This window comes from Oxobacter pfennigii, assembly GCF_001317355.1.
GTDB lineage: Bacteria > Bacillota > Clostridia > Clostridiales > Oxobacteraceae > Oxobacter > Oxobacter pfennigii.
Window position 1 is genome coordinate 58,548 of record NZ_LKET01000041.1, and the last position, 22,509, is coordinate 81,056.

Below are 22,509 nucleotides of genomic sequence, written 5' to 3' on the forward strand. Positions count from 1 at the left end.
TGAAACCCGCCCTCAACGCAGTACGGCGAAGCAAATCCCCATATAGACAAAAGCGCCGGTACACAGAAACACCGCCAGCGGTACGCTCCGTTGCCGTGTTGCGGCCGCATAGATACAGGCGGGTATCAGGGCAAAAAAGAGAATGAGAGCAAGAGCGTTCAGCCCGAAGCAGAAGCCCGTTGCCGCCGTCAGCTTAATGTCGCCGCCGCCAATCCCGCCATACCGCACGGCAAGCAGTAACAGGCAGATCCCCGGCAGGAGCAATCCCGCGATTCGCTCATACAAAGCCGGGGCGGGCAGCAAAAAAGCGGATACAAACCCGATCAGAACAAGGGCAATCCATGTCCAGTCAGGGATAATCCGCTTTTGGTAATCCATAATCGCCGCCCATAGCAGAGGGACGGTGCATAGTAACGCAATCATCAATTCCCCGTGGTGACATCATCGGAATACATGCTGTCCACCACCCGGATTTGAAGCTCCCCGCCCGTCAGCCACTTGGAAAGTGTGCCGCCCGGCGTATGGACATCGGTGACAAGTAACTGCACGATGTAGTCCTTATCGTCCGGGAACCAGACGGGAACGTATTGCTTCCGGTACTTGAAGGGAGATGCGGGATTCTCCCGGAAAACAAATTGACCGCCCTCCTTGGTTAAAGGAATGGCAGTTTCATAACGGTATTCGGGCAAATAGACCTCTGCCGTCTGCGGGACGGTGATTAGCTCCACTTTGTCGTAATTGGTGTTTACAGTTGCATTGACCTTAATAGAATAGCCGTAACCGGATTTTAGGTAGCCTTTTACCTTCGTGTCATAATCCAGAACGGCGCTGACCTTTAGCTCGGCGTAAAACTCACGCCATATAAATTGACCGTTTTCATAACGCTGTTCCCACCATGTTACTTTAGACTGGTCTGTACGCTTTGGCGGGTCGGGCAGCTCCCGGCTTTCCTCCGGCTCGGTGTAGGTTACATTCTCGATAACCGCTTTTTGGGTGTAGGTATTGTTGTCGGTGCTTCCCTCGTTATCCAAGGACTGGTCGGGATTGATAACGGCAATCAGCGTGATGTCCTTGTCGGCCTGAATATTGGGCGTATCCCATCGAAGGGATACCACGTTCCAAGTGTCCTTTGCCATTACAACCGCGTCAATGCGTTTTTGATAGGACAATTCGGGTATCTGGAACAGCACCGTTACATTCTGTCCCGGTGTAAAATCAAGACTTCCCTGATTGCCTACCTTCACGGTGGTAACAACGGACTGGTTTTCCTTGTAGCGGTCAGGGGTAATCCGCTGAACATCCAAATCATAGGGCTTTTCCAGTACCATGATTTCTGCTGAAACCCGGTTGTTGCTCATGTTGGTGTCCGTATACCCCTCCGGCGGTGAAACTTCTGCCGTTAGCTGTATGGGTGTGCCTTTTTCTCCTGCGGTGGCGGTGACAAGATAGGCTTTCTTCTCATAGGGGCTGAAATTGGCTGTGGCAGGCACGGCAGACACCGCCTTGCCGTTGATAGCGACACTCAGGCGCACATCCGAAAGTGCTTTATCGGTGGAATTGGCAAAATATACGGTAAAGCTGTATTTCTCCCGTTCGTAGACCGTAGGCGGGGAGGAAAGGTTTACCCAAACATCACAGGTTGCACTCGGCGGGGCTTCGGGTTCGCCGGGATCGTCCGGGGTGTCGGGATTGTCGGGTGTATCAGGATTATCCGGCGTATCGGGGTTATCCGGGTTGTCGGGTGTATCCGGCTTTTCTATCACCGTAATGCTGGAAACGGCGGTATTGTCCGTAGGATTATCGTCTGTGAAGCCCTCCGGCTCTGTGATATTGGCCCACAAGCGGTAAACCTCCCCGGCCTTGCCAGCCGTGCCGGTAACGGTATAAGACTTGGTTTCCCCTGCCGCAAAGTCCGCTGACGCAGGGATTTCCGTTAAGGCGGTTTCGTTGTTCTCTCCCTGTAAAGATGCGCCTTTTAACGGCAGGGAGGACAGATTGGTAAAGCTCACAATGAAGCTGTATTCTTCCTGCTCATAAACCGTTGGCGGGGCAAAAATGCTCACCGACAGGTCACAGGAGATTGGCGTGTCGGGCGGTTCGTCCGGGGGATTGCTTGGATTGTCGGGATTGTCCGGCGTATCGGAGCTATCCGGGGTTGGTTCCGGGTCAATGATTTTAATAACTGCCGTAGCGGTGTTGTTTGACAGGTTGCTGTCAACAAAGCCCTCCGGCACTCCGATGTTGGCCCATAGATTGATTTCGTCGGCGGCAGTGTCCGCAGTTCGGTTGACGGTATAGGTTTTGCTCTCATTGGCTGAAAAGTCCATGACAGCGGGAATTTCTCCAATCGGTGCGCCGTCTACCGTCCCTTTTAAGGGGACATCGTAGGCCGGGCTGTTTCCGCTGTTCATAAACACTACGGTAAAGGAATAGTCCGCGCCGCGCTGGACGGTTGTCGGGGCGCGGATAATCACCGACAGGTCGTTTCCATCCTGTGCCTTGAATTTAAAAAAGAAGTCGGCGGCGGGGATTTGATACTGGATTTTCTGTGTAATCTCTGTCTGCGTTTTGCTCTCTCCATCGGCAAAGGTGTCCGTTTCCGGGGTATAATCCCATTCCAGCCCCATGTACTGATAATTGCGGGACAGCTTTACATCGTCCTTATGGAAGGTAACGGAGGTAGTCTGATAGGGATAAAGAAGCTCCGGCACTCCCTTGTCCTGTGCGGTCAGGGAGCCGTAAACCTCCTGCTTGCTTTCGTCGCACCATGTCGCTTCCACATCAATCCTGACGGGAGCTTGGTAGGATAGCCCCGTATCCCGCATGGTTTCAAAGGCAATCAATGTTTTCTGCGTCCAGCCGAAGCGGGTCGTCAGTTCTTCAAAGTCGGCGGCGGTATCATAAGTACCGTAAATCCGTCCTGTGGCGATATTATGAATTTCCACCACAAGACTGCCCTTTAGGGTATAGGTTTTGCCGTCGTAGCGGTTAATCCATCCGACAATGCGTTCCTGCTCATAGTCGGCAACGGTATTGGCGTTCACCACATCGATGCGCTGTGGCTCGGAAAAGGATTTTAAAAGGGTATCCCCGTCGTAAATATCGGTAATCAGCATCCCGACAGTTCGGTATCGGGTATCGTAGGTCGCTTTGACTTGGAATACCACATTGGCGGTGACGGTAAGTACCGCGCCCTGGTCGCTCTTTGCGGTAATGGTATAGGGGCCGCATTGCTCCTTGGTGTCTACCGTCAGCGTATAATCCGACGGTATCGTCCGGCTCTGACCGCCGTATTCCAGCTTAATATCCGTGAGCGTTCCGGTTTCGGCTGTTACCTGTATTGGGATTTCAGCCGGGAACTGCTCCACGGCTACCATGCCGCTTTCATTTGTCAGGCTGTCTATGGGAGAAGTCACCCGGACGGTTATGTCGCTGGAAGCGGCATAAGCTGTCACGGAAAAGAACAGACAGCACAGAAAAGCAAACGGCAGGGCGAACAAATAGTTTCGTTTCATTGGGAACCTCCTTCCGTAATTTGTGTGTTGACGCTGGAAATGGAAAAGGGCAGCTCTATTTCTCCGGGCAGGAAAGCAAAAATACTGTGTGTCCTGATTGCCCCGTCCAGCGTCAGCCGGGGCGGGCTTTCCGTTGCGTGAAGATTTTCAATTTTGAGTTCATATACCCACTCGTCCCCGGCATATTTGTTCAGCCCGGAATCCAGCTCCATGCTCTCATACAGATAGTCATACAGGGTTTCTTTTGCAACCTCCGTATCCATCAGGGCATAGCCGTCCCTGCGGTATTCGTCCTTCATGGCATATTCCACGGCGCTGTTTACGCCGCGCTGGAGAACATATTCGACTTGCTGATATAAGCTCTCCATACGGAAATATTCAATCAGGATCACGGCAAGGGTCAGGATAAAAAAGACGAGAATTAAAATAAACACAAAGGTATCGCCTTTGCGGTTTTGCAGGGTTCGCTTAATAGCGCCCACGGCATTTGCCTCCTTTCCGGCGCTCATTGTGTGAGCTTCCAGTAATGCTCCGACATGCCGCTGATGCTGACCTTCATTGGAATCTGAATTTCCACCGGGGGCGCAAAGGACGGCGTGAAAATAGTGAACGAATAGCTGTAGGTCATTGTAACGGTGAAAGTATCCCGTAGCTGGATTTTCTGTCCGTCGCAATACTCCACATCCTCAACGGTCATATCCGGGGAAAGCCCCGTCTGCTGTTTGAGGCGGTAGAAAACATCGTTGGCCCGGTCGGAAACCTGCCCTTCCAGCTCTACCACCCGTACCACGCGGCGGCAGATATGGTTGAGATTTAAGTAGGTGGTAAAGACGCTAAGAAAAGAAATGACGGTAAGCATCAGCGTAATCACCACAAGGGTTTTCACCATCAGGTCAAAGTAACTGCTTCCGCTCTGGTTGGTAAGCAGCTTTCTAAAAGGCAAAGGGGGAGAAAATCTCCCCCTCATGCCCCGGTGCTTCTTGTTCATAGGTTTTGCACCTCCCGTATAAGCTGATGTGCCTGCGGCTTTCATTAACTTAACAGGCCGGTGATTTTGCTGACAATACTATTCCAAATGCTTGTAATGGAACTCTGATAGAGTGTCATAAAGACCGCGCCCACCACGACAACCACCAGCACCACAATGAGCCAGCCTGTCATCTGGTCGCCGGAACGGTTTGTTAATACGCTTTGAGCTTTCATAGCCGCCATATTCATTTTGTTTTTCAGGGTTTTCATCATAATCAAATACCTCCATAATTTTTATTTTGGGTTCAAAGGGACTTCGGGCCAACTTGGCCCGAAGTGCAACCGGAAGGAAGCCGCGCCCCCTCCCGGTTTACAGAGGCCGTCAGGGCTTTAATTCAGCAGGTTGGTAATCTTTGCAACAATGCTGTTCCAAATTTGTGTGATGGAACTCTGGTAGAGCGTCATAAACACAGCGCCCACCACAACGACAATCAAAACGACAATGAGCCAGCCCGTCATCTGGTCGCCGGAGCGGTTCGTCAATACGGTGTGGGCTTTCACAGCCGCCATCTGCATTTTGTTTTTCAGGGTTTTCATCATAATCAAATACCTCCATAATTTTTATTTTGGGTTTCAAGGGACTTCGGGCCAACTTGGCCCGAAGTAGGCCGGGAGAGAGCCGCGCCCCCTCCCGGATTACACAGGCCGTCAGGGCCTTACTTCAAAAGGTTGGTGATCTTTGCAACAATGCTGTTCCAAATCTGCGTAATGGAACTCTGGTACAGTGTCATAAAGATCGCGCCTACTACAACGACAATCAAAACCACAATGAGCCAGCCTGTCATCTGGTCGCCAGAGCGGTTCGTCAATGCGCTGTGGGCTTTCACAGCCGCCATCTGCATTTTGTTTTTCAGGGTTTTCACCATAATCAATACCTCCATAATTTTTATTTTGGATTTCAAAAGGGACTTCGGGACAACTTGGCCCGAAGTGAAAGCGGGTAAAGAAAAAGGAGAAGCCTATGCTTCTCCCGTGTGCCTGTGACCTGTGTTAGCTCAAAAGGCCCGTGATTTTGTCCACAATGCTGTTCCAGATGCTTGTGATGGAACCCTGATAGAGCGTCATAAAGACAGCGCCTACCACGACTACCACCAGCACCACGATCAGCCAGCCTGTCATCTGGTCGCCGAACGGATTTGCCAGCGCGGCTTTTGATCTCAAAAGAGCGTTCGACATGTGTTTTCTCATGGAATGGATTCTCCTTTCTTTGAAATGGGTGATTGCGGTGTTGTTCTGTAACATGGTCATACCTCCGTAAAATTTATTTTGAAAAGGGGCATTACCCCGTTTTCACATTAAAAAAGCCCACCCATTGAGCGGATCAGGTGGGAGCCGATGACATAAAGCAGACTGGCAATCGTCACGCCTACAAGGGGGATGGAGGCGATTTTTACCCTGCGGGGCAGGCTGTCCAGCTTTTTCCGCATGGCCTCCTTTGCCTTGATGTCCATATCCTGCGCGAGATACGAAAGGGCTTCACCTTGATGCTCCCCACGGTGCAGGCCGATCAGCGCGTTTACCAAAAAGGAAACATCCGTCAGGCCAAGACGCTCGTTGAAATTCCGCAGGGCGGTTTCAATGTCCTTTGCTTTCATTTCCACAATCAGGATTGCAACGTCCTCTTTGAACGCTTCGCTTGCGACGCGCAGGTAATCCTCAAAAATCTGGATTAAATCCACCTGTACGGTGCTTTGGCTTCCGTCATGGCGGTTATCCTCCAGCCGGTACAGGATGGAACGGACAAAGCCTGGAAGCTCCATTTCAATGCGCTTCTTTTTCTCCTTTAACTGGTCTTTTAAGTCGGTTGTAAAATGCCGGTATATCAGGAGAGCAAAAAGCAGAATGAGGGGAGCAAGGTTCGGCGCTCCGAGAATGACAAACAAAAGCGCAAGAGGGAGGGTAAACAAAGCGCACAGAATGGCCCTGGCCTGATACTCCTTGGGGGTAAGCGCCGATCCTCCGCGCCGGAGCATGGAGGCCATTTGCGCCTCTTTCACCGGGTCAAGGGGAATCAGCCGGGAAACAGGCTTTGCAAGGGGCATAATCACGCGGTTTAGCAAGCGTCTGCCCGGTGTTTCCCTTTCCTTTTGAAGATGCTTGAGGTTCTTTTTCATACTCCGCTTCGGGATTTTCAAAAGCTGTCTGTACAGTAAAACACCTGCCGCAGTCAGCAGGATAAAAATGATCACTTGGTAAAACAAGGGCGTTCCTCCTATCGGTTGGACGGCTTCGTTGCCTTCATCACATAAAAAGCCGTGGCAAGAGCCGTCACCATCATCAGAATAATCAGCAGCTTCCCGACAGCGGTATGGGTCAGGAGAAAAAACCATTCCTTGTTTGCAAAACGCATCATGGGAATAATCGAAAACATAAGCCCCGCCGTCAGCAGATAGTCCCGCCATACCCGAACCATCATGCCGTCGCTTTCCACCTGCATGGACTTGGCATCGTTCATGGCTTTGACAATGGGGAACAAGGCAAATTTGAGCCGCCTGTCCTGATGGCAGAGTATCAGGGTCTTTACCCATTCGCTAAAGTAGTGGTTTTTGATTTTTGCGGACAGGCGGTAAAGCCCATGCTCCACGTTGGGATTAATCAGCCGGATTTCCGATACAAACTCGTCAAAGGGTGTCGGTGTTCTTAAATGCACCGGGATATAACGGTTCTTTTCCTCTACATAAAGCTCTACCGCCCTGATAATGTCATCGTTTCCAGCATAGGCGTTGGTGATAATGGACATGGTATTTTCCAGCCCCTCGATTTCCTCCCGCGCCGCCGCAGAGCTTTTCACCGTCAGGTAAAAGTACGGAGCCGGAAGGACACAGGCTGCCATGACCGCCGCCAGCCCCGCATTGGTAAAGAGTAGAAGCCCGGCAAGAAACCCGCCGGATGCCGATACAATCAGCAGAATTAAAAATTTCTTCTTACTGCACCGGGTCTGCCGGAACAGAGTGGCAAAATGCAGGACAATCCGTTCCGTGATCTTCAGCTTGGTTCCCGCCAAAATCAGGCGGCGTTTTTTTAAAGGATTTTCCACGATGGAAAAGGGATTCAGCCGAAACAGCAAAAGCAGGGCAATGCTGGTCAGGAGGAATACGGCGGTAAGGGTACAGGGTATCAGGTTCATGCCGCGCCTCCTTCCGTGAAGCGGCGAATCTCCCTTTCGGGAACGCCGCCGATTAACAGCCGTTCGGCAAGAGCCGCAGAAATGTTTCCCATGCGGCGGTGACTGCCGACCACCTTTGTAATCCGGCCCTCCGTATCTCTTTCGTAGCGGTCAACCGCATATTGGAACAGAGTGCTTCCAGTGACTTCGCCATTTTGTACTCCCGTGGCCTCAAACACTTCCATGTATTTGCGGGACTTATCGGGTAACTGCCGTTTGAACACCATGACGGGAAAGGCTTCCACAATGTTTTTTAATAACCGTTCCTCGGAAAGTGAAGTTCCGGCCTCTAAGCACATGGTCAAAATACGGTCATAGGCCGTCCGGGCGCTGTTGGCGTGTAAGGTGCTGACAACGGTATGCCCGGTACGTCCGGCTTCCTGAACTGTCAACGCCTCTTTTCCTCTCATTTCCGCAGGTACAAGAATTTCCGGGTGGAGCCGCAGGGAGAGCTTCAATAAATCCAGCATGGTAACGGCGTTCGGTTCCTCTTTGGTTAATAGGTGAACGACATCGTTTATCATCACGCCGTTTTCGTCATACCGCGCCAGCGACAATTCGCGGGTATCCTCAATGGTGACAATCCGCTTGTCATTAGGGACACAGCTTAGAACATAGCCCATGTCGGCAGTTTTTCCGCTTCCCGTGGCTCCGGCAATGCCGATGGATACACCGTGATTGACACACATCGTCAGAAAATCCAGTTCATCGGCGGTCGCGGTTTCCCATTCAATCAGGTTTTCCCTTGTAATCAGCAGGGGCTTTTGCTTTCGGATGGAAGCGATAGCCCCTGCATCCGGGTCAACGCAGGGGGTAATGGCTCCCGACATACGGATGCCTTTGGCAATGAAGCTGTCCCCAAGGGGCTTGGAACCGTCCAGAATGACATTTCCGAAGCGGCTCATTTTCCGCACGATATTCGCACAGGCTTCCGCGTTGCTGAAGGTTTCCTTCAGGCGTATTTTTTTGTCTCGGTAAAGTACCCAAACGCCCCCGGAGCCGTCAATGTTGATTTCCTCCGTGTCCGCATCCTGCAAATAGGGGGATAACAGGCCCATTCCGGCCATGTCGTAATAAACGGCATCCACCAGCTCAGAAATGTTGCGCAGGTCTTTGGCAACCAACTGTTCCTGATTTAAGTACCGTATGATCAGGTCTTTGAGCGTTCCTTCGGCCTCTTTGGAATACAGCACTTCGGCAAGCTCTGCGGAATGGTGCTTGGCAATCAGGCGTTGGAGCTTATCAAGAATTTCCCCGTAATCCTGCGCCGTATTGCTTTCCCCGCTGTCAGAGCGCCGTTTGTTGGCGCGGTAAATCAGGTCGTTTACAGAAAACTTACCGCTCATGCCTTACCACCTCCGCAGATTTTCCCGGCGATTTGCTCCGTCACTCTGCCGTAGCGTCTGCATGGGCGGTCACTGGCAAAATACAGAGGGGTTCCCGCGTTTTCCAACTCGGACGCGCTTTTGATATAGGGAAGCTCACAGTAAAACGGCAACGGCATCCTGCCCTGATAGGTTTGGGGGTCAAACTCACCATTGGGAGCCAGTATAATATGTTTCTGCTTTTCCGTGATATGAAGCTCCTGCATGAAGTCCGAAACGCCACTGTACCACATCTGTGCTGCGATAGACGGCCTGTGCAGGGTGAAAATGGTGTCAGAGAGCCACAGCCCCACGTCGGAAACCGGATTGTTAATCTGACTGGCTCCGTCGATAATCAGGATGTCAAACACAAGGGAAGCGGCATGAATGAGCTGTTCCGTTTCTTCGAGTGTCACGGTTTCAGAAAGCATCCCGGAATAGGCGGTAGGCACGGACAGGAAAAACAGGTTCTTGCTTTCCGTGTACTCTGAAAACCGTTCCCCGATGTTGGGGCTTTTTTCCCGGAGTGCCTCAAAGATGCCTTTTTCTTCGGGAACGCTCTGGCCGAAAAAGGTCTGCAATTCCCCGTAGGTGAGATTGGAGGAAATGAGGCCCACCAGTTTATTCCTCTTGGAAAGGGCGCAGGCAAGGCTGACCGCAAAGGTGGTTTTGCCGCTGTGCTTGCCGCCCCAAACGGTATAGATTTTACTGCTCATGAACAATCACCCCCCGTTCCTCGAAAATAAGATGCAATTTGCCGGTATATTCGGCTTCAATGAGCCTTTCGGCCTGTGCCTCCGTTACAATGAGCGTGACCGCCTTTGCTACCGGATCACTGGAACCGGACTGGCTTTCCTCTAACTGCTCCCGCATTTCGGCGGTATCCTGTGTCTTGGCGTTTTCTACGCTATATACCGTGAGGCTTTTTAGTTCTGGATAAAGAATGACCTGCGGGGACGAATCCTGCCCGTCTGCCGTACTTTCCAAAAAGACGGCTACGGTGACAACATCCCCCGCCAGCAGATGGGAGGAAAGCCCCGCGGCAATACTTGGAACACTGACGGTAACAAGCCGCTGATTGTTTTTCACAATACGGTCAAGCAGGGCATCGGCAAGGTAATCGCCTACCTTTTGGGGGAAGAAATAATCCCCTTTGGCAACGGCGGTCTGCGCTACCTTGCCGATCAGTTGTGCCTTGTCGTTTATCACGCCCTCCGGCAAGCCGTAGCTGCCAACCTCTACACTGACAAGCTGGTTTTCCGTAAGCTCCGTACCTGCCGGAATGTCCTCTGCGGCCCGTAAGACTGTGACCGTTGCGCTCTTCTCCGCATAGAAGCGCGGCAAAAGTAAAAAGGACACAGCCGCCGCCAGAATAAGGCAGAGGGCGCTTAAAAAGATACGATTTTTGAGTAGCTTCAAATGGTTTGGTTCCTCCTTTCGGATAAAATGGCACTTCGGGCCAAGTTGGCCCGAAGTGGATTAACGTTCGACGCTGTGAACCGGAACGCTCTGCCGGGCTGGGGCTTTTTCAAGCCCGGCCTGACGCGCCCGCCAATAGTCCGGGTTATACTCCCGGATGGACTTGTTGATGTTTTCCTCAAAGGCCGCTTTGTCCTTGATGCGGTCAGGAACACTCCACAGCTTTTTATCCAAAAGCTCCCGCAGAACAACGCTTTCCTGACAATCTTCCTCAAAGCAGAGATAGCCGCCCTGCTTAAAGCCGCATTTTTGAGCCGCGTGGGAAAGCAGAGCCGAAACCTCTTTGGAAACCAGCGTCCCGCCGTGGCTGGCGGTGCTGACAAGGAACACGCCGGGGCAAAGCACATCACAGGTTTGTACCTTTCCCCACGGTGAATTTTCGGGGTTATGAAACATTCATTTCCTCCTTCCCGGTAATAACAGGACTTCGGGCCAAGTTGGCCCGAAGTCACCGTTCCGCATTTTTTGTTTTACTGGTTTTTGCAGGGGCCGGACGGGCGGCGTTTTCTTTTGCCGCCTGTTTGGCTCCCTCGGCAAGCTGTTCAGGAATAGACTTTTTTTCCGGGGCAGCAACAGCGGCGGCACGGGTCTGCAATTTTTCAACCTCCGCACGGTAAGCCGTTGTCACCGCCTCGGTAAGCTCCGCACGAAATTCCTTGGTAATGGGCCGGGCGGTGTCCCGGTAGCCGGTCTTGCTGTTCCTATCCGGCTTGCTCGGCATCCCTACAAAAATGCCCTTTTCACTCTGCAACACCTTAAAATCATCAATCACAAAACTGTCATTGATTTTAAGGCTTGCAAAGCCTACAAGATTTCCCTTCGGTTCAATGGGCCGGACAGAAACCTCCAGCTTGACCGGAAGGATGGGGGCGGCCTCCTGTTCCGGGGCCTGCCCGGTTGTGGTTTTTTCGTTACTCATATTGAAAATTTCTCCTTTCTCACTTCGGGCCAACATGTCCCGAAGTCCTTAATGCGCTCCAAGGATGCTTTTTGCTAAACTGCCCGTCTTAAAGAGCGTGAAGCACAACAGCACCGTGTAACCAACTATCGTCCATACCGCGCCGATGGGATCGCCGCTTATGGCGATGCTCTGAATCAGCACGGCATAAATGCCGACGCATACCAGAATGAGCAGTCCTTGAAAGCCAACCGCCATCAGGGATTTGAAATAGTTCTGGCCTGTGCTACCAAGCTCACGGTTTACCACCGTGGCAAAGGGGATGGGCGCTAAACTGGTCAGCATGTATATTTCTATCATTCTGCCGTACACGATAACGAAAATCACAATATTCAGCGCATTCATGGTGATACCGATAATGCCGCTCTGGAGCCATAAGCCAAGCAGAGGGCCTATATCCATTGCTTCTAATTGAGCTTCCAGCGTATTCAACATATCCGGGCTGACCGCCGTACTGCCGCCAATCAGTCCTCCGGCGCGGTTTATAACACTCTGCGCCACATCGAATACCGCCATTACGATGTTAAAGGTATTGGACAGAATCAGCACGGCGGCAAAGGTTTTGAACACCCATTTGAAGAACATCCATGTATCAATGTCATGCAGGTTGTTCCGGTCAATAATCATCTGAATCAGCTCATAGCACATGACAAAGGTAAGAATCAGTCCGGCAATGGGTAAGACAACCGTTTCGGAAAGCTGCCGTATGAGGGAGAACACGCTGGGGTTCCAAGCCCCCGGCGTAGTTCCCACTTGGTTTGCAATCTCTCCGACCTGGTTGTTTACGTTGTCAAAAAGGCCGTTTAAGTTCCCCATAATGCCGTCAATCAATACGCCTTTCAGCCAATCGGTAATCCAGTCGGTGAGAAAATCCATACTGTTTTACCTTAAAACAGGCCGGACAGCAGCGGCACAAGGGTAGTCCCCAAAAGGATAACGCCGCCTCCTGCCATGAGCTGTTTAATCCCTTGCGATTTTGCGGCAGGATTATCCGACCCGTACCCTTCCAAAAGGTTGATAACACCCCACACGGCAAGACCCGCGCCAAGGGCTACGACAAGGGTTTGCAGGGTATCTACTGCACTTGTAAAGAATTGCATAGCATGTACCTCCATTTTCTATTTTGATTTTGGATATGAAAAAACCGCCATTACTGGCGGCATGGGACTTCGGGCCAAGTTGACCCGAAGTTCTATATTCAGTTTTAGCAGGGTTTAGGGGGGAGCACGAATCATGAAAATCTCCTCATTTCTCGTTGTTTTATTGAAAATTTTGGTATATAATGAAAACAACCACCTAAGTGAAATAAGTGGTTGTTAAATAAGGAACTTCTTAATAGGTTAGGTAAAAATTATAATTTAGCAATAATTTGGAAATGTGAGGTGATTTCTTGAAAAAAGCATTAATAATTGGCATTGACAACTATCCAACAGCTCCCCTAAATGGATGTGTAAATGATGCCAACGCTGTGGCTGAGTTATTAAAAACAAATGGAGATGGTTCCCCCAATTTTGACGTTTCTTTGAATCTTAATGTGCAGACAAAAGCTGAATTTTTGGACTTAATTGAAAAATTATTTGTTGGTGATGCTGATGCTTCATTATTGTATTTTTCAGGCCACGGGAGTGAGTGCGGACACCTTGTAACTCCTGATTATCGGGGTAGAGATTTAGGCGTATCTATGGCTGATGTCTTAGGGTGCGCAAATCGTTCAAAATGTAAGAATAAAATAATCATTTTGGATTGTTGCTTTTCTGGCAAATTAGGGGAGTCTTCCGTTACTCAAAGTACTGAATCTATTCTTGGTGAAGGCATTACTATAATGACAGCTAGCAATAGAGACGAAGTGTCTATGGAAAGTAATGGCCAAGGTCTTTTCACAAGTTTATTTTTGCAAGGTTTAAGAGGAAGCGCGGCTGACATAACTGGAAGAATAACACCAGCAGGCATATACGCTTTCATTGATCAGTCGCTTGGTGCATGGCAGCAACGACCAGTTTTTAAAACAAATATATCACAATTTCTTTCGATTCGTGATATAGAACCCAGGGTTCCTAAAAATATTTTACGCAAGCTGGGTCAGTACTTTGATTCCCCAAGTGATAAATTTGAATTAGATCCATCATTTGAATTTACTAATAATCCAAGTATCCAACATGAAGTTGTTGAGCCATACTCAAAAGAAGAAAATGTAAATATATTCAAGGAACTTCAATTATTTCAAAGTGTTGGCCTTGTTGAACCGGTAGATGAAGATTATATGTATTTTGCAGCTATGAAGAGTAAGTCTTGTAAATTAACGGCTCTTGGGTTACATTATTGGAAATTGTCTAAGGATACGAGATTTTAATATCCATTAAGGAGGAAAAGTAATGATTAATGTATTTATACCGCATCGTTGGAATAATGATGATTATTCTGAAATTAGTGCCCTATTGGATCGTACAAAATTTAAGGTCAGAGATTATTCAGTACCAAGCAGTTCACCATTTGATAGTATTGATAAGAGGTTCAACGTTGACCCACAGATTCAAAAACAGATTAAATATGCTAGCGTAGTAGTATGTTCCAACCGACCAGCGAATAACAATGGGATGTCAATTGAGGAAATAAGATTCGCAATTAGTATTGGAAAACCTGTAGTTGCTGTTAAAGTTACTGATAACACTAGTGCTGATATTTCAGCATTAGATATATCTGTTGTTTCTAAGCGAAAAGATTCGTTGGAAACATGGATCAATCAAAATACATAAGAATTCCCTATTATTTTGGAACATTAAATTGTATTCATAAACACCCGTCAGATATAAATCTGGCGGGTGTTTTCCACTTCGGGCCAACTTGACCCGAAGTTATGCAAACGCATCCGGATCGTCCACATCATCATAGTTAAGAATATCCTCGTCTGTATCAGCAGCGGTATCCTCTCCGGGTGCGTCTACCTCATATACGGTGTATTGCTCATCCGGCTTTACCTCCATGCGCCGGTCTATCAGGGTAGAAATATCGAAGCTGTTGCGTTTATCGGCTTCGGAAGTATATTGATAGCAAGGGTGCTTTTTCAGGTCATACTTCGGGGAAAGGAAGGGACGGAGTCCGCGAAGCTGTAAAATACACTTGCTTCCGTCCATTGTGGTGAGTTCGTCCACCGTCATAAGCTCTTTTCCGAGCCGTTGCAGATTTTGACCGTGGCTTTCCGATTGACCCCGCGTCCGGCTTTCCGTGTACATGGAAATGGTTTCTTTCCCCAAAGCCTCCGAAAGCTCCTTAACGGTGGTATGCTCCCTGCCTCCCAAGAAGATGACCGAATCCATGTTGCCCATGATGGTTTCGGCATGGTCTTTATACAGCGCCTTTAACTGGCTCTGCGCCTGTAAGAACAAGCATAAAGAAATTTCACGGGAGCGGATAACAGCTACCAGTTTTTCCAGTTGCGGAACCTGCCCTGTGTTTGCCGCCTCGTCCCACAGAACCCGTACATGATGGGGCAAGCGGCCCGAATACTTGTTGTCGGCCCGTTCGCAGAGCAGGTTGAACATCTGTGAAAAGGCAAGGGCTACGATAAAGTTGTAAGTGGTATCCGTGTCGCTGATGATGAAGAAAGTCGCCGTTTTCCGGTCGCCCATGCGGTCAAGTTCCAACTCGTCATAACTCATAATCTCCCGGAGTTGCGGAATATCGAAAGGGGCAAGCCTTGCGCCGCAGGAAATCAGAATGCTTTTTGCCGTCTTACCGCTGGCGAGCTTATATTTCTTATACTGCCGCACCGCAAAGTGATTGGGATTGCGTTTTTCCAGCCCCATGAACATGTAATCCACAGCATTGCGGAAATTGTCATCGTCCTCTTTGACTTCCATGCTGTTAATCATATCCACAAGGGTATTCATGTTGCGTTCTTCCTCCGGCCCCTCAAAGACGATATATGCTACAAGAGCGCAGTACAAAAGGGTTTCGGCTTTCGCCCAAAACTCGTCGCCCTCCTTGCCGTCGCCCTTAGTGTTGGTAATCAGGGCATTGACGAATTTCAGAATGTCGCTTTCCGTCTTTATGTAGGAAAGCGGGTTATAGTGCATGGATTTGGAAAAGTCGATGCTGTTGAATACCTTGATTTTGTAACCTTTCTTTTTCAGGAAGAAACCGACCTGCCCTAAAACGCCGCCTTTCGGATCAACCACCACATAAGAGGAATGAGCCTGTAAAAGCTGTGGGGTCAACCAAAACCGGGTTTTGCCGGAGCCGGAGGAGCCAATCACGCAGCAGTTAAGATTTCGGGAGTTGGCGGGGTTTGCGGGACGGGTATTCATGGTGAGAAATTCCGTCCCGGTTAGAATGACGTTGTTCTTGAAAACCGGGTCGATAAAGGATTTTATGTCCTTTGCCGTTCCCCACCGGGCCGAACCGTATTCCACATCCTTTCTGAACTTCTTTGCGTTTTTTACCTTGTTCCACACCACCAGCCGGATTATGACGGCCCCTACAAGGCCAATGAGCCAATCGGACATGACAAGGCCCGGCACTATCGTCCCAAACGCCGGGCCTGTGGTGTTCATCATGCCGATCAGCTTTTCTCCGAAGTTTGCCCCCGCCGCAAGGCGGTAGGCTGTGCCGAGCTTCAGGCAGCACCAGAAAATAAACAGGTAGGGGATGTTCGGCAGCACATACATCCTGATTTTATCTGTCCTCATGGGCCACCTCCCGTTTCCGTTGCTGTTCGCGGGGCCGTGACCGCGCTTTATCCCCAAACTGCCTTAACTGTTGCAGGATAGAGGGGCGTTTGCTTTTTCCCCGGCCCAACACCAGCCTGGTGTATTCGGAGAAAGCCGCCGTGATTGCGTCGGCCTGCCCGGCCTTGAAGAACAGCAGGTATTTTTTCGGCCCGGTTTTGTGAAAGGCATAGTCAACATTGTATTTCCGGGCGATACGATCAAAGAGTTTGGTTTCCCCGTCCAGCGGAAGGGCGCTCGTGGAAACACGGTGGTTCATCAGCTTTTTGACGCTCTGCTTGCCCTGGGGTGTCTGTGCTTTGTGATAGTCTTTTTGGATCTTCCGCAAAGCCGCCGCAAGTGCCTTTGCCAGAGTTTTTGCGGAGAGCTTCGCCGCGTTTACCGAAACGGCAACCGCCCGGCGTTCTATATCTTCCTGCATGAAAAACCTCCTTTCCTGCCATATAGGGCAATCCATACAAGCGGGGGACTTCGGGTCAACTTGACCCGAAGTGGGCTACCTTTCCACATTGGCAGGGCGGGGGCGCGCAATGTCGGGAGCGTCTTTTTTCGCCTGTGCAATCTGTTCATTGTGTGCTTGAATTGCCTTTTGGATAGACGGCTTTGCCCTTTCTTCCAACCGGGCCAGATTTCCGATAGCGGCCTCCATGCTTTTTTTGATGGAAACAAGACAGGAGTGTTCGGCTTTGAAGGGAGCTTCCAGCGCCTTAGCCAGCTTTCCCACAGATTTAGCGTCCTGTATGGCTTCCTTTCCAGCCATAGCACGAACCATATTTTTGATATGCCGCCCGGCCTCATGATACTCGGTACTCACAAGTTCAATATTTGAAATTGTCGCTTCGCTGAACCGGATGCTTTTGCCCAAATCGTCACGCATGGATTCCAGCATGGGCCGCACCTTGAAAAAACGGACGATGTTATCCAGCGTGGAAATTCCTTTTTCCCGGAAAGCGTCCACGGCGTTTTTGCAGCCCTCAATTACAGTCTGCTTTACAGCATCCAGCCGTTCCCGCAGTGCAGTCACGTTTTTATCCAGCGTCTTGACCGCGATTTGCAGGGCGGTTTTAACAGGATGAGCCTGTTCCCGCGCCTCATTCAGTTCCCGGCGCATGGCGGCAAGCTCCTTTACCGCCGCGTCAAGCTGGCGCTCCATTGCGCCGACCTGATTCAGTACAGCAAGAAAATCCTGCGTTGATGGGGCATTGTTTTCCCTCATAATTGCTAAAAGCTCTTTGACATGCTCGTTTTCCAAAATAGGAGCAGTGGCAGTTTTACTTCTTACCATAGGGTGTTATCCTCCTTTCTCACTTCGGGTCGACATGGCCCGAAGAGGCTTTAGCGTTCCTCACAGGCCGGGGCGGTACGGCCTTTTGTGGGAACCGGCGCATTGTCAATCATCTGTTGATATTGTTTTAGGGCGTTATGAATAGATTTTTCCGGTTCGGGGTAGGCGAAAATGCGGTATTCCTCCGGTACATCGTCCCTGCCGCTGTAATGTTCGATAAAGCTGTCACCGTTGTTTACGATGTAGCCGCCGTCCACGAAATGTCCGTTATCGTCCATGCTCATATCCCGCCCGTATGCCTCATAGTCGATGTAGTTTTCCAAATGCTCCGGGATTTCCAACGTACACATTTCTTCAATATAATAGCGGCCTAAATCTTCCTCGTCCTCAATGCCTGGATAAAGCTCAAAGCAATCCAGATTTTGCGTGAGGTTAATTAAGTCCCTGACGCTCCCGGTGTGTTCTCCAAACTCCATAGCGGCGGCGAACTTTTCGGCTTCCCATTTCGGCATATCGTCCAGCAGTGAGGCCAGATAGTTTAGCTCGTCAATGCTTTCGTATTCGCCCAAACAGTCATGCAAGCCGGGAATATCGGTTTCATAGTCCGTGATGAAAATTTCCTCATACCGTACTCCGTCCACATGGATACGCTTCAAAAGAGCCTGTACGTCCTCGGTTGTGGCGGGGAGTTTTAGATACTCCCCGTCCAAATGCCCCTCGTTATACCGTCCAAGGTTGGTGACATAGGCTTCAAGCATTGTTTTTCGCACGGCCCTGTCCCTTGACCGTCAAAATGCCGTCCAGCGTGGTTGCCGTGATGTTCAGCCGTCCGGCTATGGCAATATCGTTTTTCATATCCTCGTTCATGCCGTCACCGCAGACAACCACCACATGAGAGCGGCGCAGAAGGTCACGGCTCATGTCAATGCCGCTTTTGTGTTCCTCCGGGATTGCATCGTTGAGAAATAACGGGAGATACAAAAGAGGGCAAACCGGGGAAAAACCTGCCTCGTATACCGCCCGGCAATACTGCGCCGCCTGCTTTGTGTCTGTGTTACGGTTGCCGCTCCATGCGGCTGTGATGTATGCTAAAGGTCGTTTCATGTAATAAAGCACCTCCGTTCTTGTTGCGCTGAATGTGTCAACCTATCCCCCCGCCCTTTCCACTCTTGGAAAGGGAGCGGCTCAAAGGAATATATATCCCCGTCGCTTGACAGCCTTAAAGCATAACCGGAGAAGCCTGTCAAGAGTGCGAAGCACCGCCTACGGCGGCAAGCTCTTGACAGACTTTCCCGGTTATGCTATCCCGTACATGGCGACGGGGAATATATTATATCCTTTGAGCTTCGGGGCGCGGGGCAGCGCCCCGCAAAACCCTATCGGGTCAACTTGGCCCGATGTTACTTTTCCTGTTCGGCCTGTTTTTCTGGCTTGGTAATATCCTTCTGCTGGCCTTTCCATTCGTCCAACAGCTTGATAATGGTGTCTTTCATTTCGCGCGGGGTTTTGTCCTTGCCAAAATACTGCGAAAGTTCCTGACTTGAAATAATCACTTTGTCTGCCTCCTTTTTTTCTTCCAACATAATACCGTCAATCACATCGGCATTTAAGATGCCTTTTCCGTCAAGCTCACGCATACGCTGTGCCTGTGACAGCGACGGGGCTGACTGCTGGCCCTCAATGGCAACGGCGATATACCGCTGATTTTTGGGCTTGATATACGCCATTTCCACGGCGGGGGTGAACGCGATTTTTTTCTCGTCCACCATTTTCATCAGGTCGGGTACAAGGTCGTTGAGCTTGATATACCGCTGCACCTGCTTGACCGTCATTTTGTTGCGCTCGGCCACAATCTGATTGGAGCGTTGCCCGTTTTCCGACTTCGGGGCATCTTGACCCGAAGTGGACAGATCAGCGCGCGCACCCTGACGCTTGATAGCCTCCAACTGCATTTTCAGGGCTTTGGCCCGTTCACTTGGCAGGATATTTTCACGCTGGTTGGTGTTGTCCTCCACCATCTGCGTGATGGCTTCCTCGTCAGTGAGATTGCGGACGATACAGGGCATTTCAAAAAACCCGGCAAGCTCACTGGCTTTCTGGCGACGGTGGCCGGATACGATTTCATATCCACCGTCCTCAAGGGGCCGGACAATGGCGGGCTGCGTAACGCCCTTGTCTTTGACGCTTTCCACCATAGCCCGCATTTCTTCATCGTCCCGGACTGCGAACGGGTGATTTTTGAAGGCGTGTAGCTCGGACAGGTTAATATATACAATCTGTTCCGGTTCACCCTTGCGCGGAGCCTCCTTCGGCTCCGGCGGCTTCTCCGGCTCCGGAGTAGGGACTTCCTCTTTCACCGGGGCCTTTTTCTTTGCATCTGAAATAGGCTTGCCATCCGGCAACGGGGAAGTACGTTTTCCTTCTATGAAGTCAATAACTTCCGCTTTTCGGGCCTTTCGCGTCTGTCCACCTTTTTGGGCAGGGGTAAGCTCCGGCTCTTTTTCCGGAGTCTTTTTTTCGGTGGCAGGTTTCTGTTTTTCAGCGCGGGGCTTGCGTTCCTTTTTTGCTTCAACTTCGGAAAGCGGCTTTTCCCACTCCTGGCGGGTATCCTCTTTTTCACTGTCCTTTGCTTCCTGCGGGGCTGCTTTGTCCTGTTGCCCTACCTGTTTTTGGGAGGGTTTCTTTTGCTCTGTTTCCTGTTTTTCCGGGGCGGTGGTCTGTTTGGCCTCACGCGCCGCCTTCTGCTTTTCTGATACAAGCTCATTGATTTTGTCAAACGGCACAACAACGTCGCCGGGGACGGGAATATGTTCGCCGCCAATATCGGATGGTGCGGGCGGCTCAATTTCTGCTTCGCCCATTTCCTGCAATGCCGCTTCGCCCTCATGGGCCAGTGTTGCCACTTCCTCGGCGGTCATTTCCGGGGCAGGAGTGTCACCGGCAATCTCTGGCGGTGTGGTGGCAGGAGCGGTTTGTTTTTCTGCCGAAGCTTCATTTACGGGCGTGGTCTTTACATCATCCGGCCCGTTTGGTTCATTTTTTGCCATGCGCTATACCTCCTTCATCTTTGAATGGCACAAAAAAAGGGCCTGATTTTTCAATCAAACCCGGTGGGGATATTGCAATCCCTCCTTTCCACTTCGGGACATATTGGCCCGAAGTGACCGCTACCATACAAAAACACCGCCCATAGTCTCACTAAGGCGGTGTCTTGTGTAATGTGATAGCTTCAAATTTTATTTTATTTTGCCCTTATTCCGGGCTATTTTGCAGTTTTCCTATTACATTTGGCTCATATTGCAGCTTGATACAAAAGATTTTAAACTGAAATTTAAAATATTACTTTTTATTTAATCGCATCGCCATCCTTTCAATAATAAAATGTGTAAATTTTATTGCTTTATTATTTAATCTGTTTTTTGCTAAACCGTCGTTATACTTAACTATAACACCAGTGTCTTAAAATGTCTTTGCCTCAAATGTAATAAAATATGCCTGAATTTTGTTTAATTTCCACAACAGTAAGGGGATTTTTTAATGTCTTTCATGCAGAGTGGAGAAATTAAAAACACCTTTCTATTGTTTTGGATTTATATCCAATAAGGAAGCCCGATAGTTTTATTTTGAGGAATAAATTAAATATAGAAAACGGTGACCTGTTGGAAGAAGCAGAGCGCCAGATTACAGCTATTAAGATTTTAGACATAAAAATGCATCCAATAAAAGGAGATTTAAATTTCCAACATTTATTAAATATTCATAAACATATTTTTGAAGATATTTATGAATGGGCTGGGGAAACTCGCTCCGTAAATATTTCTAGTAGATTTTTCTGAAATTAAATCACAAGAAATGATAGAGGCGAGTTCTGATACATTAATAAGATGCAATTATAGTAAAATGGAGAATATATTTAGGAAAATTATTGAACCAATTTCAAGTATTGAGCAGGAAGAGTTTATAAAATCAATTGCACTACCGAATAGTAGTTTATTGAAAGTGTTTAATCATATACCTCACCCTTAAAATAAGGGGGATTTTCTAATTCTTTCATGCCAAGATAAATATCCCTGTAAATAATATAAATTTTACATAAATCATCTTTTAAACACAGGCAAACAAATATAAAATCTATGGTAAGTGTATTGCAATATTATAAAAAATCATAAAAGAGGGCTGTTGCTATGGAAATAAATTTTAAGGAATATGCGCGGCTAATGAATACGGCTGTCCAGGCCGAAACAATAAGAAACTCTGCTGCGGCGTTGAGCCGGGTAGGGCATTTTGTTAAGGATAAAGACGGCTCCTTCACTCCCCGGTTTTATTCCGGTTTCACGCTGATTACTCCTACTTGCGGGGATGATGCCGCAAATCGAATGCCCTATGAGACACTGATTAAGGCACAGGCAGACATTGAAGGGAAAATTCCTTCCGGCAAATTCGTCGCTGCTCCTGAAAGGGCGCTGCATATGACATTAGCCCGTCTTATTTCGGGTGATTTGTTTGAAAAAAGCATTCTTGGCATAAAAGAACAGGATGTTTTGAATGCATTGGATACCTTGTTTCGAGTTCTTCCGTCCGAGAAAAGGCTGAAATTTGAGATTAAGGGAATCTCTTTAATGCACGGGATCGTTGCGGCGGTGCTGTCAGCATCAGCTGAGGACGACTTTCACCGCCTCCAGGGTTTTAGAGATGCTGTCTATCAGAATGCTGCACTTATGGATTTGGGCATCGAAAGAAAGCGCGGCTTTATGGGCCATATTACCCTTTTGTATATAGAAGACTTATTTACCGGCCCGGAAAAAGTACGCCTTGCAGAAGCAATAATAGAAGTCAACCGCACTTACTTTAAAGAGCCCCTGCCCTTCCATATCTATCGCGGTGAGGTTCGCCGGTTTGATAATTATTTGAGCTTTCATCGGGAAAAGAATTGGCCCTTTTTCAGTTTCGGCGCCTGAAAATTACCTGATAGTTTTATATTAAGTTAGC

General features: G+C 49.3%; 28 protein-coding genes. 5 read left to right on the forward strand and 23 right to left on the reverse strand.

The genetic code is table 11. From position 1 onward, the window contains the following. Positions 1 to 12 precede the first annotated feature (12 nt). From OXPF_RS15940 to OXPF_RS16020, 17 genes are all read right to left on the reverse strand, one after another. On the reverse strand, positions 13 to 423 hold the full coding sequence (locus OXPF_RS15940; protein WP_278308404.1) for a prepilin peptidase: 411 nt from the start codon (positions 421 to 423) through the stop codon (positions 13 to 15). Next, on the reverse strand, positions 423 to 3,515 hold the full coding sequence (locus tag OXPF_RS15945) for a DUF8195 domain-containing protein (RefSeq protein ID WP_054876224.1): 3,093 nt from the start codon (positions 3,513 to 3,515) through the stop codon (positions 423 to 425). Before OXPF_RS15945 ends, OXPF_RS15940 begins: the two co-directional genes overlap by 1 nt. Beyond that, the gene (locus OXPF_RS15950; RefSeq protein WP_242854427.1) at positions 3,512 to 3,997 is read right to left on the reverse strand and encodes a TadE/TadG family type IV pilus assembly protein; all 486 of its coding nucleotides are present in this window, start codon (positions 3,995 to 3,997) and stop codon (positions 3,512 to 3,514) included. The genes OXPF_RS15945 and OXPF_RS15950 overlap by 4 nt, the downstream gene beginning before the upstream one ends. Before the next feature lie 23 nt (positions 3,998 to 4,020). Beyond that, on the reverse strand, positions 4,021 to 4,503 hold the full coding sequence (locus tag OXPF_RS15955) for a DUF4320 family protein (protein WP_054876226.1): 483 nt from the start codon (positions 4,501 to 4,503) through the stop codon (positions 4,021 to 4,023). 44 nt (positions 4,504 to 4,547) lie between these two features. Further along, a complete protein-coding gene (locus tag OXPF_RS15960) occupies positions 4,548 to 4,757 on the reverse strand; it encodes a hypothetical protein (RefSeq protein WP_054876227.1) in 210 nt (69 codons plus the stop codon). 117 nt (positions 4,758 to 4,874) lie between these two features. Further along, complete coding sequence (locus tag OXPF_RS15965) at positions 4,875 to 5,084, reverse strand: hypothetical protein (RefSeq protein WP_054876228.1); 210 nt, start codon at positions 5,082 to 5,084, stop codon at positions 4,875 to 4,877. 116 nt (positions 5,085 to 5,200) lie between these two features. Next, complete coding sequence (locus OXPF_RS15970; RefSeq protein WP_242854428.1) at positions 5,201 to 5,446, reverse strand: hypothetical protein; 246 nt, start codon at positions 5,444 to 5,446, stop codon at positions 5,201 to 5,203. A gap of 88 nt (positions 5,447 to 5,534) precedes the next feature. Next, a complete protein-coding gene (locus OXPF_RS15975; RefSeq protein ID WP_242854429.1) occupies positions 5,535 to 5,786 on the reverse strand; it encodes a hypothetical protein in 252 nt (83 codons plus the stop codon). 53 nt (positions 5,787 to 5,839) lie between these two features. Next, complete coding sequence (locus OXPF_RS23185; protein ID WP_242854430.1) at positions 5,840 to 6,745, reverse strand: hypothetical protein; 906 nt, start codon at positions 6,743 to 6,745, stop codon at positions 5,840 to 5,842. A gap of 11 nt (positions 6,746 to 6,756) precedes the next feature. Next, positions 6,757 to 7,671, reverse strand: a complete 915-nt coding sequence (locus OXPF_RS15985) for a hypothetical protein (RefSeq protein WP_054876230.1) — start codon at positions 7,669 to 7,671, stop codon at positions 6,757 to 6,759. Next, entirely contained in the window at positions 7,668 to 9,056 is a 1,389-nt protein-coding gene (locus OXPF_RS15990) for an ATPase, T2SS/T4P/T4SS family (RefSeq protein WP_054876231.1), read from the reverse strand. Before OXPF_RS15990 ends, OXPF_RS15985 begins: the two co-directional genes overlap by 4 nt. Beyond that, positions 9,053 to 9,790 (reverse strand): CpaE/TadZ family protein, encoded by a 738-nt coding sequence (locus OXPF_RS15995; protein WP_054876232.1) that lies wholly within the window; start codon positions 9,788 to 9,790, stop codon positions 9,053 to 9,055. Before OXPF_RS15995 ends, OXPF_RS15990 begins: the two co-directional genes overlap by 4 nt. Continuing rightward, complete coding sequence (cpaB, locus tag OXPF_RS16000) at positions 9,780 to 10,493, reverse strand: Flp pilus assembly protein CpaB (protein ID WP_054876233.1); 714 nt, start codon at positions 10,491 to 10,493, stop codon at positions 9,780 to 9,782. The genes OXPF_RS15995 and cpaB overlap by 11 nt, the downstream gene beginning before the upstream one ends. Before the next feature lie 60 nt (positions 10,494 to 10,553). Next, entirely contained in the window at positions 10,554 to 10,949 is a 396-nt protein-coding gene (locus OXPF_RS16005; RefSeq protein WP_054876234.1) for a DUF7007 domain-containing protein, read from the reverse strand. Between the two features lie 52 nt (positions 10,950 to 11,001). Beyond that, positions 11,002 to 11,472 carry a SpoVG family protein gene (locus OXPF_RS16010; protein ID WP_201779731.1) on the reverse strand — a complete coding sequence of 157 codons (471 nt, stop codon included), beginning with the start codon at positions 11,470 to 11,472 and terminating at the stop codon, positions 11,002 to 11,004. Positions 11,473 to 11,520: 48 nt separating this feature from the next. Next, a complete protein-coding gene (locus tag OXPF_RS16015) occupies positions 11,521 to 12,387 on the reverse strand; it encodes a VirB6/TrbL-like conjugal transfer protein, CD1112 family (protein ID WP_054876235.1) in 867 nt (288 codons plus the stop codon). A gap of 11 nt (positions 12,388 to 12,398) precedes the next feature. After that, on the reverse strand, positions 12,399 to 12,611 hold the full coding sequence (locus OXPF_RS16020; protein WP_054876236.1) for a Maff2 family mobile element protein: 213 nt from the start codon (positions 12,609 to 12,611) through the stop codon (positions 12,399 to 12,401). A gap of 290 nt (positions 12,612 to 12,901) precedes the next feature. On the opposite strand from OXPF_RS16020, the gene OXPF_RS16025 reads away from it, so the two are divergent. Beyond that, positions 12,902 to 13,861, forward strand: coding sequence for a caspase family protein (locus OXPF_RS16025; RefSeq protein ID WP_054876237.1), 960 nt, complete (start codon positions 12,902 to 12,904; stop codon positions 13,859 to 13,861). Positions 13,862 to 13,883: 22 nt separating this feature from the next. Further along, complete coding sequence (locus OXPF_RS16030; protein WP_054876238.1) at positions 13,884 to 14,264, forward strand: hypothetical protein; 381 nt, start codon at positions 13,884 to 13,886, stop codon at positions 14,262 to 14,264. Between the two features lie 99 nt (positions 14,265 to 14,363). On the opposite strand, the gene OXPF_RS16035 is transcribed toward OXPF_RS16030, so the two are convergent. The 5 genes from OXPF_RS16035 to OXPF_RS16055 form a co-directional block, all read right to left on the reverse strand. Continuing rightward, positions 14,364 to 16,196: a VirD4-like conjugal transfer protein, CD1115 family gene (locus OXPF_RS16035; protein WP_054876239.1), complete on the reverse strand. Its 1,833-nt coding sequence runs from the start codon at positions 16,194 to 16,196 to the stop codon at positions 14,364 to 14,366. Next, complete coding sequence (locus OXPF_RS16040; RefSeq protein WP_054876240.1) at positions 16,183 to 16,656, reverse strand: PcfB family protein; 474 nt, start codon at positions 16,654 to 16,656, stop codon at positions 16,183 to 16,185. The genes OXPF_RS16035 and OXPF_RS16040 overlap by 14 nt, the downstream gene beginning before the upstream one ends. A gap of 75 nt (positions 16,657 to 16,731) precedes the next feature. Continuing rightward, complete coding sequence (locus OXPF_RS16045) at positions 16,732 to 17,520, reverse strand: DUF6674 family protein (protein WP_054876241.1); 789 nt, start codon at positions 17,518 to 17,520, stop codon at positions 16,732 to 16,734. A 50-nt stretch (positions 17,521 to 17,570) separates the two neighbouring features. After that, the gene (locus tag OXPF_RS16050; protein WP_054876283.1) at positions 17,571 to 18,278 is read right to left on the reverse strand and encodes an antirestriction protein ArdA; all 708 of its coding nucleotides are present in this window, start codon (positions 18,276 to 18,278) and stop codon (positions 17,571 to 17,573) included. Beyond that, positions 18,271 to 18,624, reverse strand: a complete 354-nt coding sequence (locus OXPF_RS16055; protein WP_054876242.1) for a DUF7768 domain-containing protein — start codon at positions 18,622 to 18,624, stop codon at positions 18,271 to 18,273. Before OXPF_RS16055 ends, OXPF_RS16050 begins: the two co-directional genes overlap by 8 nt. 106 nt (positions 18,625 to 18,730) lie before the next feature. On the opposite strand from OXPF_RS16055, the gene OXPF_RS22610 reads away from it, so the two are divergent. Continuing rightward, a complete protein-coding gene (locus tag OXPF_RS22610) occupies positions 18,731 to 18,958 on the forward strand; it encodes a hypothetical protein (RefSeq protein WP_160317244.1) in 228 nt (75 codons plus the stop codon). On the opposite strand, the gene OXPF_RS16060 is transcribed toward OXPF_RS22610, so the two are convergent. Continuing rightward, positions 18,921 to 20,381 (reverse strand): ParB/RepB/Spo0J family partition protein, encoded by a 1,461-nt coding sequence (locus tag OXPF_RS16060; RefSeq protein ID WP_083480006.1) that lies wholly within the window; start codon positions 20,379 to 20,381, stop codon positions 18,921 to 18,923. The genes OXPF_RS22610 and OXPF_RS16060 overlap by 38 nt on opposite strands. Before the next feature lie 798 nt (positions 20,382 to 21,179). Here OXPF_RS16060 and OXPF_RS22895 point away from each other — a divergent pair. Both OXPF_RS22895 and OXPF_RS16070 read left to right on the forward strand, forming a co-directional pair. Continuing rightward, positions 21,180 to 21,356: a hypothetical protein gene (locus OXPF_RS22895; protein ID WP_201779732.1), complete on the forward strand. Its 177-nt coding sequence runs from the start codon at positions 21,180 to 21,182 to the stop codon at positions 21,354 to 21,356. Positions 21,357 to 21,704: 348 nt separating this feature from the next. Beyond that, positions 21,705 to 22,478 carry a hypothetical protein gene (locus OXPF_RS16070; RefSeq protein WP_054876244.1) on the forward strand — a complete coding sequence of 258 codons (774 nt, stop codon included), beginning with the start codon at positions 21,705 to 21,707 and terminating at the stop codon, positions 22,476 to 22,478. Positions 22,479 to 22,509 lie beyond the last annotated feature (31 nt).

Coding starts and splice junctions, on each gene's coding strand:
- OXPF_RS16050 (WP_054876283.1), bottom strand. CDS start 18,278: ATGCTTGAAGCCTATGTCACCAACCTTGGACGGTATAACGAGGGGCAT.
- OXPF_RS15960 (WP_054876227.1), bottom strand. CDS start 4,757: ATGATGAAAACCCTGAAAAACAAAATGAATATGGCGGCTATGAAAGCT.
- OXPF_RS16040 (WP_054876240.1), bottom strand. CDS start 16,656: ATGCAGGAAGATATAGAACGCCGGGCGGTTGCCGTTTCGGTAAACGCG.
- OXPF_RS15965 (WP_054876228.1), bottom strand. CDS start 5,084: ATGATGAAAACCCTGAAAAACAAAATGCAGATGGCGGCTGTGAAAGCC.
- OXPF_RS16030 (WP_054876238.1), top strand. CDS start 13,884: ATGATTAATGTATTTATACCGCATCGTTGGAATAATGATGATTATTCT.
- OXPF_RS16070 (WP_054876244.1), top strand. CDS start 21,705: ATGGAAATAAATTTTAAGGAATATGCGCGGCTAATGAATACGGCTGTC.
- OXPF_RS15990 (WP_054876231.1), bottom strand. CDS start 9,056: ATGAGCGGTAAGTTTTCTGTAAACGACCTGATTTACCGCGCCAACAAA.
- OXPF_RS16045 (WP_054876241.1), bottom strand. CDS start 17,520: ATGGTAAGAAGTAAAACTGCCACTGCTCCTATTTTGGAAAACGAGCAT.
- OXPF_RS16010 (WP_201779731.1), bottom strand. CDS start 11,472: ATGAGTAACGAAAAAACCACAACCGGGCAGGCCCCGGAACAGGAGGCC.
- OXPF_RS15955 (WP_054876226.1), bottom strand. CDS start 4,503: ATGAACAAGAAGCACCGGGGCATGAGGGGGAGATTTTCTCCCCCTTTG.
- OXPF_RS16020 (WP_054876236.1), bottom strand. CDS start 12,611: ATGCAATTCTTTACAAGTGCAGTAGATACCCTGCAAACCCTTGTCGTA.
- OXPF_RS16055 (WP_054876242.1), bottom strand. CDS start 18,624: ATGAAACGACCTTTAGCATACATCACAGCCGCATGGAGCGGCAACCGT.
- OXPF_RS15985 (WP_054876230.1), bottom strand. CDS start 7,671: ATGAACCTGATACCCTGTACCCTTACCGCCGTATTCCTCCTGACCAGC.
- OXPF_RS16005 (WP_054876234.1), bottom strand. CDS start 10,949: ATGTTTCATAACCCCGAAAATTCACCGTGGGGAAAGGTACAAACCTGT.
- OXPF_RS16035 (WP_054876239.1), bottom strand. CDS start 16,196: ATGAGGACAGATAAAATCAGGATGTATGTGCTGCCGAACATCCCCTAC.
- OXPF_RS15940 (WP_278308404.1), bottom strand. CDS start 423: ATGATTGCGTTACTATGCACCGTCCCTCTGCTATGGGCGGCGATTATG.
- OXPF_RS16060 (WP_083480006.1), bottom strand. CDS start 20,381: ATGGGCGAAGCAGAAATTGAGCCGCCCGCACCATCCGATATTGGCGGC.
- OXPF_RS15975 (WP_242854429.1), bottom strand. CDS start 5,786: ATGTTACAGAACAACACCGCAATCACCCATTTCAAAGAAAGGAGAATC.
- OXPF_RS15995 (WP_054876232.1), bottom strand. CDS start 9,790: ATGAGCAGTAAAATCTATACCGTTTGGGGCGGCAAGCACAGCGGCAAA.
- OXPF_RS15945 (WP_054876224.1), bottom strand. CDS start 3,515: ATGAAACGAAACTATTTGTTCGCCCTGCCGTTTGCTTTTCTGTGCTGT.
- OXPF_RS16015 (WP_054876235.1), bottom strand. CDS start 12,387: ATGGATTTTCTCACCGACTGGATTACCGATTGGCTGAAAGGCGTATTG.